Below are 12765 nucleotides of genomic sequence, written 5' to 3'. Positions count from 1 at the left end.
GCGCGTCAAGTCGGTGTTAGCTTCAAGCACAGACGATGCTGAGTGCTGGTATGCAGACTCGCGCTGGGACAACAAGGTGAGGTAGGAACTCTTCGACCATGCTGTTTACTGTCGACCTGGATGAATCTGCGCGGAAGCTCGCCGACATGGAGCGGTACTTCAGCGAGAATGTCTGGGGTCCGGCAAGAGGGTTGGTGTGCCAGTCAAAAGAGATGTGCAGAACGTCGGCCTTGAAACGCGCTGACACCTTGTTTCATGAGGGACAAGGTCAGATGGTTGGCCCGTGTTTTGACTTGTCAGTCGATGGAAAACCGTTGCGGGTACTTGTAATTCCGATGGAATATGGGACCAGCGAGACTGGGATTTCGTTCGCCGAGAGAACTTCGATCGTCGCCAACGAGGCCGCGAAGCAGCCATTTCGGAAGCTAAATCCGCATATGCGTGGAGTGGTGTTCACACTACAGTTGGCATTTGGCTTGCCAGTGGGAGAGGACGGTCCCACAGAACTCAGCATCGCCGGCCATGGCGACGTACACGTGTTCAAGGCATACGCCATGGTCAATCTCCTGTGGTGCAGTGCCGTACGAGGAGCGACCATGTCGTCCCGTTCTACAGGAATGATGCGTGCATCGTGTTCGAGGCACATGCGGGCCACCATCGACGTTCTCAAACCCACGTTGGTGATTTCACAAGGGTCGGGGCTTGACGAGACATTGCGTGCGAGTCTTGGTGTACGAGGGCCGGTGTCGCACCACGTCGCCGAGTGCGACCTCGACGGCAACAAGTTTGTGTGGGCCTCGTTGCGTCATCCGACCCTGAACTGGCACTCGACAAAGTATCCGTACTTCGATGAGGTCGTAGTGCCGACGATCCTAGAGGCGAGAAGTCGTGCCTTCGGCGCGCTGTGAATCTCGCACATCACCTACGCGCCATCACACACCGCATCGCACACAGGGGTGAGGCGCAGCCGCCGACAAGCGAATCCGATTCGCTACCACTAAGAGGAATCCGATCGTTGATTATCTGGTAATCCTCAGCTGCCGAGCTTTTCCTGAAGTGTCGATTCTATTCGAGTTCACCTGATGTGGACGGAATCGAAAGGGGGCTATCGTGTCGAGGTCGCTGAGGTTCAATGGTGCTTGCGGGTTTCTGATCGTTCTGGAAGTGCGTTGACCAACTGATCCTCGGACAGCAGTGTTGTCGTCTACCGTCGCATCGTGTGCGCGTTCGTTCTGAGTAACGACATTCGCCGTGGCAACAATGGCTTTGGGGGCTGATATGGAAGAAACGGTGTCCTTCGGGTTCGCAAACCTGGGCGGCGTGACATTCTCGGCGATTCGGACAGTAGACGGTGACTCGGAAGGTTCGATATCCGCAAGGCACCACACTGCCGGCTGGATCCGTGTCATGGCTCGCGATGATCTCACGGGCGACATCGTCATGGACGGGGGCTCAACCGGCCCAGAAACAGGTGAGGAAGCGGGTTTCTTCACTAGTAAGTCACAAATCAGCACCTACTTCACCTGTGATGTTACGTTTCGGTTCGCGTCGTTGCCGGGCGTGACCTTCCACGTTAGCCGTTCAACCGACGACGAGAACGACGAAGGTGGTCAGCGCCGTCGGGGCTGGGTGTCCATCGTGGGAAGGCGGAATCGGGACGGAGCGTTTGTATTTGGATCCGGGATCGCTGGTCCCGAGCGCATAGACGGCAATGTGTCTCCGTATTCCAACGTGTCTAGGACACCTGCCGCAACGTCGTTGGCCCTCCATCGACTGCGAACGCTCGCGGTGGGGCGCTACGACTGGGGATCGTGGGGGCCGGCGGCAGCTGGGCGGTTGCTCGCAATCGGTGCCGGCGACCGAGATGGGCTGATGCTCGACCTACTTGAGGACACTCAGCGGACAGTATCGGGCGGAGGAAGCTTGTGGGGGTCATGGCAGCCCGTCGCCTTGGATCCGAACTTTGCGATTGGCACGATTGACCACGGAGTGAAAGTTGTTGCGAACGAAGGTGTTATCGCTGGGGATGATGAATCCCCTCAGGCGGCCCTTCGCAACACCGCCGGACTACCGCGCTGGGGCACCTGGGCATATGTGGACGGCCGGTGGAGACTCCTCACCGGGGTTCGCGACACGTACCGGTTGTGGGATCCGGTGTCCGGCGCGCTGACGTCCCAACGGACCCACGAGGTAGGCGAGTTGTCCTGGGGGTGCGCGGTGCATCTTCCGTCGACCCACCCGCCAAGCTCTAGCTTTGCCCCAACAACGTTGCTGTTGGGCGGTTCGGGCACGGGCGTATGGATGTTTGAACTCGCTGGCCGCGGCGATTCGCTCCTGGACGCTTCAGTGTTTGCGAGCAACTTGACAATGCCTCGTGTTCATCACAGCGGGACAGTTGCGTGGGGCTGTGCCACTACGATTGCTGGGGTCGGAGTTGTCGCCACCGGGGGGCCGGCGAACGAGGTGATTCTGTGGTGCTTCGCTGCCGACGGTGTGACATCCTTTCGACTTCCATTGGGAGACACAAACTTTGGTCCGACGACGTGGGGCTCCTGGGGGTTTCTAGGGAACGAACCAGTTCTAGCTGTTGGCGGCCCGGGATCTGGTGGTGTCCACATTTGGTATCCGTCGATGCGAGCAGCCGGTCAGAAAGTCCTTGACAGCAATCTATATTGGGGTGCTTGGGGTTTAGCCGATGGACAAGCAGTCCTTGCGGGTAGCGATGACACCTGTGTAGGCATATGGGAAGTCCAGACCGAGACCCTTGTGAGCGCAAGGCCGGACTACCATTCTGACACGGCTGGTTCGGTCGAGGATATCGATGTACTCGATCGCCAGGCCGATGCGGCTGCCCTCGCGGAACTCATCACTTCCCGGACGGCCCGCCCACCACTGGCGGTTGGGATCTTTGGCCAGTGGGGCGAAGGTAAGAGTCACTTTATGGGGTTGCTTCACCGGGAAGTTGCCCGTGCTTCCGAATTTGTCGAGAGCGATGCGCCAGCGTTTGCAGATGCCATGAATAGACACCAGCATGTTCGACAAGTTCGATTCAACGCATGGCACTATTCGGAAACGGATTTGTGGGCGAGTATTGTCTCTGAAATATTTGGTCAGCTTGGCGCTCGCGGTGGTCGCAGCGATGGCATAGCTGAAGATCAGCGTCAACAGTCACGTCTGCTCTCGGAGATTATTGCGGACCGTAGGCTTCCGGAACGGATTGCAGCGGAGAAGGATCGATGCAGTGCATTGAAATCTGCTGCGTCACGGAATAGCTTTGAGAAGCTTTCTCGCGAGAACAAAGCTGAGCTTAAGGAAGCGCTAGTCGCTATTGATCCAGATCTGGCCTCCGAGTTTCAGACGGCACTCGACGCGGCGCTTGAATGGGCGAAGTTCCGCCGCGGTCAAATAACACGGGTGGCTCGGGCGATACCGTGGTGGCGGGTTGGAATAGTTGCCGGGCTCGCGCTGGCTATTCTCGTAGTCGTCATCTCGTTCAGTCCCGCACTACCTGGCAAGGTCGCTGGCGGAATTGCAAGTACTTTCGTCCTCGGCGTCGGATACTGGAACCTCGTTTCGCCGCACCTTGCTGCTCTACAGGCTCAATTGAGGAGAGGTCGCGATGCTGCAACAAAGATTCGTGAGGCAGCGCGCAACCTCACGGCATCGCTAAATCGTGATGTCGAGCTCGCATTGTCAGTGAGCGAAGCGACCATCATCACTCTCGAAAATGAGTTACGCGATCTCACTGCGGCAGGACAGCTCGCGGGCTTGGTTGCGGAACGGGCAACCAACAAGACATACCGGGAGTCTCTTGGCCTCATGACCGAGATTCGGGAGGATTTCGAACGCATGTCGAAGCTCTTAGCCCACGACAGATCGGAATTTCGGCTGAATGACGTCGTCGGCGATGAACTGCCACAGATCGATCGAATCGTGCTCTACATTGACGATTTGGATCGATGCCCGCCAAAACGCGTCGTCGAGGTTCTGGAGGCGGTTCACCTCATGCTCGCGACGGAACTGTTTGTGGTAGTCCTAGCTGTCGATCCGCGATGGCTGCACCGTGCCGTGGCGGTGCACTACCGAGATGTGCTGACAGAAGAACCTCACTCCGGAGGGGTTGAACGCTGGGCTTCTACTCCGACACAGTACCTCGACAAGATCTTCCAGATAATCCTGAACATTGCTCCGCTCGAAACTGCCGGCTATAGCGCGCTTCTCGATAACCTGGTCAACATCAATCGCCAAATTCCCGAGCCGATCAACGACCTGAGCGATGACCATGCATCGGTGCGAACTGGCTCGACAGAATCATTTCTTGATTTGAGTCGACAACCGTTCAATGTTGCGCCCCCAGACGAGCTACCGACGCCTCGGGCTACTGATCGCGTTGATCCCCTTGCGTTTGGTGAAGACGAACTGCACTTGATGCGTTTGCTAGGGCCGCCGCTCATCACCACACCGCGGTCCGTGAAGCGCCTGGTAAACAGCTACGCCCTCCTAACCTCGATTCGCAGGCTACAAGGCCTGCCGTCGACCGGAGCGATTCGGCGTCCAGCATTGATTTTGCTCGCGGCTCTGATCGGGTATCCAGAACAATGCGCAACCTTGTTGCGCGAGTTGCACCGCACTGCTAGTGATGCACCAGCGTCGACGTGGCATGAATTCATCAACGGACTTCCAGCGATTCTCGAAGATCCGGCTAGGACCGACGACCTCGCTGAATCGCAATTGGCCGTACGGCGTGCAGCCTGGCTTCGCTTATCGAGTGCACTCGGCACCATCACGACGGCCGCAGCCGCACAAGGGATTTCGCTCCCGAGCGCAATTACTACTTGGGCAGAATGGATCCCATCGGTCGGACGCCTCGCATACCCCGCCGGCGCAGTCGTCCGTGCGCTGCAGCACGAGACGTAGCTAGATCGTCAGTCAAACTGTGGATCGAGGGACATTTGCATCGATGCCTTGGCCGTGTGTATCTGGGTTGAGTCACCCCCGATGCATCAGTTCGCGTGGGCGCACAAGTTCGGCTCGTCGCTAGTGAACCAATGCGTGAAGCGAGGTGCGGAACCTTGCCGTATTGGTCGTGTTAGATGTCGTCGGCGGCAGCCACCCGGAGGCGCCAACTAGTGAGCAGCCCCGCTGATACCGTCGGTTGATGACCCGGCCCGAACATCCCAACCGCGTATGCGCATTGACCAGGGCCGAAATTCCGATCATCCAGGCGCCCATGACGTTCATCGCCGGCGCCCAGCTGGCTGCGGCGGTGTCCAACGCGGGCGGACTGGGCATCATCGAGACGACGTCGGAGCAGGGCCGTGCCGATCTGCGGCGGGTGCGCGACCTGACCGACCGCCCCGTCGGGGCCAACATCGCGCTGCTGTTCAACCGTGATCCGAAGATGGTGGAGATCCTGGTCGAGAACCAGATCCGTTTCGTCACCACCTCCGCCGGGGACGCCGGCATGTTCGCCGACCGGTTGCACGACGCCGGCATCACGGTATTCCACGTGGTGGGGACACTCGCCGACGCCAAGAAGGCCGTCGACGCCGGAGTCGACGGCCTCGTGGTCGAAGGCGTGGAAGGTGGCGGCTTCAAGAACCGGTTCGGTGCATCTGGCGAGTCCCCGTTACTGAGTCCACCCGGTCATAGAGTCGGGTTGGTTTTATCCGTTCTCAGGTGATGCTGCAGGCCACCGGGGTGTGGGTGCACCGGCAGGCAGCAGCGTACTCGGCTGGCGTGCGGTAGCCCAGTGCCGAGTGGCGGTGTCGGTGATTGTGCTCGTGCTTGAAGTCGCCGATGACCACGCGGGCCTCGAACAGGGTGTTCCAGTAATTACGGTTGAGGCACTCCTTGCGTAGCCGGTTGTTGAACGATTCGATGTAGCCGTTGTCCCACGGGCAGCCCGGCGGTATGTACACCATTCCGGTCCTGTTCTCGCAGAACCGTTGCAGCGCTTGAGAAACCATCTCCGGTCCGTTATCCAGGCGCAGCACCTTCGGCGGGCCACCATTAGCGGCAAACACCTTCTTCAATTCCTCGACCAGGCGCTCGCCGGTGATCGAACGCTCCACCAGGTTCAGCAGCGACTCGCGGGTGTGCTCGTCGATCATCGAGGCGATCTTGATGGCCTTACCGTCGATGGTGGAGTCGAACTGGAAGTCGATCGCCCACACCACCTTCGGCGCATCGGCGATGATCGGCGGCACCGAGGAGATGCCCGCCCGCTTCCGCGGACTGTGCACACGGACCTGCAGGCCTTCTTCGCGCCACAGCCGGTGGATCTTCTTCTTGTTGACCTCACGGCGCTCGTCGTAGCGCAGTGTCGCCCAGGCGCGCCGGAACCCGTGGCAGGGATGTTTGGTGGCGTAGGCGCGCAGCCAGGCCCTCATCTCGGCGTCCGGATCGGTCGGGGTCTGCGCCAACGGCAGGCGGCGGTAGGTGGAGCGGGCCAGCCCAACGGCCTTGCACGCCAGCCGCTCCGACATACTCAACGTCTCCTTGAGCATGTCCACGGCGCGGCGCTTGGCAGCTGGGCTCAGAATTTTCCCTTCGCGACCTCCCGCAACGCGTCCTTCTCCAATTCGGCTTCGGCCAGCAGCCGCTTGAGGCGCCCGTTCTGCTCGCGCAGCTCTTTGAGCTCTTTGGCGGCATCGGTGTCCATGCCGCCGTAGGTGCGCCGCCAGTTGTACAGCGTGGCCGGCGAGACCTGCAGCTCGGCGGCGATCTCCTCGCCAGTCTTGCCCTCGGCAGCCAGCTCATCTGCCCGGCGCAGTTTGCGCACGATGTCCTCCGCGGAATTCCGCTTCCGACCAGCCATGTGTTCATCGTCCCTTCTGGCCCGACATCGGGCCACAGGACTCTAAAACGGGTTGGACTCATTCAGCGGGAACACGCCACATCCACCATGGTGCTGTTGCCACTGATCGCCGATCATGTCGACGTGCCGATCGTGGCGGCGGGCGGCATCTGCGACGCGCGGTCCATGGCTGCGGCCATGGTGCTCGGGGCCGAGGGCGTGCAGATGGGCACCCGGCTGCTGGCGTGCGCCGATTCACCCGTGCACGCCAACTTCAAACAAGCGGTGCTCGACGCCGATGACAACGGGACCGTGCTGCTGCCACTCGGCGGCCGCAGGATGATGCGCGTCATCCGTACTCCGGCAGCCCAGCGTATGGACGCCGAGGGGACGCCGGGTACGTCAGCGCTGGAACGTGTGCAGCGCTTGTACTTTGACGGCGACCTCGACGCCAGCGTGGCCAACACCGGTCAGGTCGCCGGCCGCATCGACGACCTCCGGCCCGCCGCAGACATCATCAGCGAGATGTGGCGCGGTTGCCGTGACGTGTTGTCCGCCACGGCAACCCGGACCGCGGGCTACGTATAGGCGACGTGGACGCCGTGGATGCGGCCTTCGAACGGGAAGGGTGCGCGTTCGCGGTAGTCCATTGACACCGGCGAGCCGAGGCAGGTGCCGATGTCGAGGCAGTCGTTCGCGGTGAACAGCAGCGGGGCGCTGATCGGAACCTCGCCCGAGGCCACTGTTTCACCGTCGACCGCGATGACGATGTCCAGCGGGCCGCCGGCACGTGGCTCGGCGTACTGGGTCGTCACGGTAATGGTGTGGCGCCCTGGCGCGACCACGCCGTCCGACCGGATCTTCGTCTTCTGCAGGATGAACAGGTTGTACTCGTAGCGCACCTGGCCGTTTTCGAAGTAGCACGTCAACCCGCCCGCGCCACTGCCAAGGGCGTACAGCACGCCGGACGCGTCCTCCGGGATATCCGCGTCGATGGTCACCACGTTGTTCTTGTTGCCCAGCCCGGGCGCGCAGAATTCCGGCATCCGGATCATGTCGCCCGAGAACTCCCACTCCTTGAACGGCGGCGCGATCCGTAGCTCGGGGTGATACACCGGCACCCACAAGCCGCCACCGATCGGCAGCACCGCGTTCTTCGCCGCCTCGATCGCGAACATCTCGCGCATCTGGGCCAGCTTCTCAGGCATCTGCGCCGCGAGGTCGTTGGCCTGCGTCCAGTCCTGGTCCAGGTGGTACAGCTCCCAGGCGTCCTGGTCGGGGGTCCAGGTTGCCATGCCGGGCGGGAGGCCGGGGATCCACGGCAGCCGCGGTCCGACCGCGCCGGCGAACCACCCGTCGTGGTAGATGCCCCGGCTGCCCATGATCTCGAAGTACTGAGTCTTCTTGCCGCCCTGGGCATCCCGATCAACCAGCGTCTGCGCGAAACCCGCACCCGCCAGCGGCATCTGCGCCTCCCCGGACACGGTGCGCGGCGGTTCGATCCCGACCACCTGGTAGATGGTCGGCACGACGTCATTGCAATGCAGGAAATGCGGGCGCGGCGTCGGATCAGCCGCCACCTTCGCCGGCCACCGCACCGCCAGCGGATTGCGGGTGCCGCCCAGGTGCGAGGCCATCAACTTCATGCCCTTGTACGGCGTGGACCCGGCCCACGCCCAGCCCGCGTGGTATTGATTGTCGACCAGCGGAGAACCCAGGACATCGAGCCCGCCGAGCTCATCGAGGGCGTCGATGTGCTGACGGACGGTCGTCGGAATTCCGTTCTGCGCCAGTAATTCCGAGATGGTGCCGTTCTGGCCTTCGCCCGAGGAACCGTTGTCGCCCCAGATGTACAGGAACAGTGTGTTGTCGGCGTAGCCCAGCGCTTCGAGTTCGTCGGTGATCCGGCCGACCTGAACGTCGACGTGCTCGGCGTACCCGGCGGCGACCTCCATCAGGCGCCGCTGGAACGGCTTCTCGTCCTCTGGGATGTCATCCCAGGCGGGCAGCTGCTCGTCGCGCTCGGTGAGTTCGCAGTCGGCCGGGATCCAGCCCTTGTCCTTCGCGCGTTCGAATACCCGCTGCCGGTAGGCATCCCAGCCGTCGTCGAACTTGCCCGCGTACTTGTCTGCCCAGTCCTTCATGATGTGGTGCGGGCCATGCAGGCAGCCGCTGGCCCAGTACATGAAGAACGGCTTGTCGGCGTTGAACGCCTTGTGTCGCCGCAGCCACGAAATCGCGTCGTCCGCCAGATCTTCGGACAGGTGGTAGCCCTCTTCGGCAGTCTTCGGCGGGGCGACGACGGTGGTGTTGCGGACCAGGTTGGGCTCGTACTGCGACGCCTCACCGGCGAGGAACCCGTAGAAGTACTCGAAACCCAAACCGGTGGGCCAGTTTTCGAACGGACCAGCCGCGGTGGTCTCCTCGGCCGGGGTGTTGTGCCACTTGCCGAAAGCCGACGTCGTGTAACCGTACTGCTTGAGCACTTCCGCGACGGTGGCACTGGACCGCGGAATCTTGCCCGCGTACCCGTCCCAGTCATTGGCGAGTTCGGCGATCTGTCCGTTGCCGATCTCGTGATGGTTGCGGCCGGTCAGCAGCGAGGCCCGGGTCGGCGAGCACATCGCGGTGGTGTGAAATCTGTTGTAGGAAACGCCTTCAGCGCACACCCGGTCCAGTGTCGAGGTGGTCACCTCGCCGCCGAACGTCGATGGCAGGCCCGGACCGGCATCGTCGATGAGGACGATGACGATGTTGGGGGAGTCGTCGTGCAGGTGCTTGGGAACGGCGCGCGGCTGGTACGTCGACTCCTGCAGCGTCCTGCCCGCGATGCTGGCGGACGGAACCGGTGGGAACGGCAACACACCACCGCCGGGCAGTACCGGCGCCACCACACCTGTGTCAGACAACTCGACCCCTCTTTCTGCGAATGACCGCAAGCGGATTTCCCCGAACGTGCCGTCTACTGTGCCGCACGTCACTGACGGTCGCGTCAGCGGGGCGTGGTGAGCGCCGGGAAAACTCAGCCCCGGTAGCCGTCCAGGAAACCGGTCAGCCCGGACGGCGTGTGCGGACCGATGGCGATCTGTTCGACGACGCCAATCCCGGTGCGCGCACCCATGGTGGCCTTCACGACGTTCTGCAGATGCAGCGACGTGAAGTCGGTCGGGTCGAAATCGTCCAAACGGATTGATTCCCGGCCGATTTCGTACTGCCCATGGTTGGAGCCGTGTCCCCAGTGCGGGTGCCAGTAGCCGATGCCGCGCATCCGGAACGTGTAGAGCTTCTCCAGCTCGATGTGGGTCTCACCCTCGATGGGGTCGGTGAACCACAGATGGGCACGCCGGATCTCGCGCCGCCCGGGCTCCCAGTCGAGTTCGTAGCCGATGTCGTAGCACTCGCGTACGCCGACCCGGCTCCACGGCGCGGCACCGGCCGGCAGCGGATCAAGAATCTCGGCGGTCTCGAGCCATCGTCGCCCGTCTTCGTGCTCGTGGAACGCGTAGTGGGTGAACCGATCCTCGAAATGCAATGGCGCCCAGAGCCAGAAGACCTGGAACGGCATGGGTTGCCGCAACATCGGCAGCTGCTCGCCGACCGGCCGGATACCCCACGAGCGATCCCGCGTCCCCGGGACGTCACCAGCCGTGACCGCCAGATCCTCGCCGTCGACAGTGATCGTCCCCTCCCACGACCCCCACTGGGTGAGCCTGGTGTGGTCGGTCAGCACGATGCCTTCAGCGGTGCGTCGCTGCTGACGTGGCTCCTCCACGGCCACCGTGGTGGCGCGGAAAGTCAGGTCGCAGGAGATGTTGTGCTCGTTGGAGTCGACGACGTAGCGGATGGTGCGCAGCGGCTCGAGCACCTCGATGCGGAAAGGGCCGATGGTCGCCGACCGGTCCAACGGCATCGCTCCCGACCCGAAGATCGAATGCTCGACACCGTCTTTCACCACACTGAAGGCGGCGTCGATGATTCCGCGAACGGGGTAGTGCCCCATGGCCGCACCGAAGTAGAAGTCGCCATCGCGCTGGTGGCCGTTGAACCAGTAGCGGTCGTAGTGGTTGGGGTCGCCGCTGGCCGGCACGCCCACCGGGTCGGCCGAGGCGTGGATCGGATAGTCGTCGAAGGGAGTCAGCACGGTGTCAGCTCCCCGGCTCGCTGATCTTCACCAGCATCTTGCCGATATTGGCTCCGGTGAACAGGCCGTTGAGTGCGTCGATGCTGGATTCCAGTCCGTCGTAGACGGTTTCGCGATGCACCAGCAGGCCCTGCTGCTCCCAGCCGCTCAGCGCGGCGAAGGCCTCGTCGAAGCGTGCCCACTCTTCGAGCGCGATGAAGCCCTGCATCGTCGAGGCCGTGGCGAGCAGGTTCACGTAGTTGGACGGACCGGGGTGATCACCGTTGAGGTACGTGGTGATGATGCCGCACATGACCACGCGAGCCCGGTGGGCAAGGTTGCCCAGCACCGCATTGAGGATGTCGCCGCCGACATTGTCGAAGTAGACGTTGATCCCGCCCGGGCAGGCCGCCTTCAAAGCGGCGGGGAAGTCGTCGGCCTTGTAGTCGACGCAGGCGTCGAAGCCGAACTCCTCGACCACGACGCGGCACTTCTCCGGACCGCCTGCGATGCCGACAACGCGAGCGCCGGCGATCTTGGCGATCTGGCCGGCGACCGAGCCGGTGGCGCCGGCCGCGGCGGACACGACGACCGTCTCGCCGGGCTGGGGTTTTCCGACGCCTGTCATGCCGAAGTAGGCGGTCGCTCCGGTGGGCCCGTAGATCGACATCACCGCAAGGGGATCGGTGTACCCGACCACCGGCGTGCTGAACAGGTCGTCGCGGATGATCGCGTAGTCCTGCAGCCCGGTCAGGGTGGTGACGAGGTCGCCGACTTTATATGCGGCACAGCGTGATTCGACGACCTCGCCGATACCGGCCACCCGCACCACCTCGCCGAGTTCCAGCGCCGGGAGGTAACCGGGTTCGCCGTCCAGCCAGGTCCGGGCGGCGGCGTCGATGCCGACATACCTCGTCCGGAGCAACGCCTCGCCCTCAGCGGGGACCGGAGCGGGCGCCGTCACCATCTCGGTGTCGTCGGGGGAGACCAGCCTATCGGGACGGCGGCGCAGCAGGACCTGACGGTTATCTCGGTTCATCGTGTCGTTTCTATGGGAGGCGATTTTTCATATTGATTATTAAAAGTCGCCTCGGTTATCGTCAACCCCGAATGTGAAAGTGGTCGCCAGGAGGGTCGGATGAGCGTGCCCAACGCAGCACCCCGCCGCGGGAGGCCGCCGCGCATCGACCAGAGCGCCATTGCCGCAGCGGTTTTGGAGATCGGTACCGAGAACGCCACCATGCGCCGGGTCGCCGAGCATCTCGGTGTCAGCCTGCCCGGGCTCTACCATCACGTGAAGAACCAGCACGACCTGCTGCGGTTGGCCACCGTCAGTGCCCTGACGAACTCGCCCCCGCCGCGATACACCGGCGGGCACTGGGCGACGTGGCTACGCGACTATGCGTCCTACATCCGGACCGTGCTGGCGTCGGAACCCGCGCTGGTGGAGAAGTTCGTCAGCGGAGCCGTCGGCCACGACGTCGAGATGGAATACACCGCGGAGGCGGTCGAAGCGCTTGCCGCGCAAGGCTTGTCGCCGAGCGACGCCCTCGCGGTGTTGGCATCGGTGAGCACGATGGCGGTCGGCAGCGTCACCGAGGCCCATCGGGAATATCTCTACGCCGAGGGTGGGCAACCGTGGCTGGCCCGGATCCTCGAGCTCACCGACGCGCGCCCGCCCTCGGAGTACCCGACGCTGCGTGCCATCGCGACATCCGGCGACGACCCGTTCGGCGACGAGGCCTTCCAACATCGAATGACGTTGCTACTGGGTGGGATCGCGGCCCACTACGGCCTGCCACCCGAACCCTGACCGCAACGCCACACGGACCACAAACGCCGAAAC

General features: G+C 62.8%; 8 protein-coding genes and 1 pseudogene. 5 read left to right on the top strand and 4 right to left on the bottom strand.

Translation table 11 applies throughout. The annotated features are described in order from the left end of the window. The first annotated feature begins 98 nt into the window (after positions 1-98). The 3 genes and pseudogenes from A7G45_RS17020 to A7G45_RS17010 all read left to right on the top strand — a co-directional run. Positions 99-908 (top strand): hypothetical protein, encoded by an 810-nt coding sequence (locus A7G45_RS17020; RefSeq protein WP_260938757.1) that lies wholly within the window; start codon positions 99-101, stop codon positions 906-908. 1858 nt (positions 909-2766) lie between these two features. After that, positions 2767-4917 (top strand): P-loop NTPase fold protein, encoded by a 2151-nt coding sequence (locus tag A7G45_RS17015; protein WP_260938755.1) that lies wholly within the window; start codon positions 2767-2769, stop codon positions 4915-4917. Between the two features lie 241 nt (positions 4918-5158). Continuing rightward, positions 5159-5617, top strand: a pseudogene (locus A7G45_RS17010) (nitronate monooxygenase); the annotation flags it as partial. 58 nt (positions 5618-5675) lie between these two features. Here A7G45_RS17010 and A7G45_RS17005 read toward each other — a convergent pair. Further along, positions 5676-6820 (bottom strand): IS3 family transposase gene (locus A7G45_RS17005; RefSeq protein WP_407667536.1). Its coding sequence is split into 2 segments (ribosomal slippage): positions 5676-6556 and positions 6556-6820, totalling 1146 coding nucleotides; the frame shifts between segments, so codons are not numbered across the junction. Here A7G45_RS17005 and A7G45_RS17000 point away from each other — a divergent pair. Continuing rightward, positions 6821-7387: an NAD(P)H-dependent flavin oxidoreductase gene (locus A7G45_RS17000; protein ID WP_407667535.1), complete on the top strand. Its 567-nt coding sequence runs from the start codon at positions 6821-6823 to the stop codon at positions 7385-7387. It begins immediately after the preceding gene. On the opposite strand, the gene A7G45_RS16995 is transcribed toward A7G45_RS17000, so the two are convergent. The 3 genes from A7G45_RS16995 to A7G45_RS16985 form a co-directional block, all read right to left on the bottom strand. Further along, on the bottom strand, positions 7378-9708 hold the full coding sequence (locus tag A7G45_RS16995) for an arylsulfatase (protein ID WP_260938752.1): 2331 nt from the start codon (positions 9706-9708) through the stop codon (positions 7378-7380). The two genes, A7G45_RS17000 and A7G45_RS16995, sit on opposite strands and share 10 nt — an antisense overlap. Before the next feature lie 113 nt (positions 9709-9821). Continuing rightward, positions 9822-10940: an Rv3169 family protein gene (locus A7G45_RS16990; protein ID WP_260938750.1), complete on the bottom strand. Its 1119-nt coding sequence runs from the start codon at positions 10938-10940 to the stop codon at positions 9822-9824. A gap of 4 nt (positions 10941-10944) precedes the next feature. Continuing rightward, positions 10945-11958, bottom strand: coding sequence for an NADP-dependent oxidoreductase (locus A7G45_RS16985; RefSeq protein WP_260938748.1), 1014 nt, complete (start codon positions 11956-11958; stop codon positions 10945-10947). 99 nt (positions 11959-12057) lie between these two features. Here A7G45_RS16985 and A7G45_RS16980 point away from each other — a divergent pair, with 99 nt between their 5' ends. Then, the gene (locus tag A7G45_RS16980) at positions 12058-12732 is read left to right on the top strand and encodes a TetR/AcrR family transcriptional regulator C-terminal domain-containing protein (protein ID WP_260938745.1); all 675 of its coding nucleotides are present in this window, start codon (positions 12058-12060) and stop codon (positions 12730-12732) included. The last annotated feature ends 33 nt before the right edge of the window (positions 12733-12765 follow it).

Source organism: Mycolicibacterium llatzerense (assembly GCF_025331195.1).
In the GTDB taxonomy this organism is placed as follows: Bacteria; Actinomycetota; Actinomycetes; order Mycobacteriales; family Mycobacteriaceae; genus Mycobacterium; species Mycobacterium llatzerense.
This window is presented reverse-complemented; position numbering and strand designations above follow the sequence as displayed.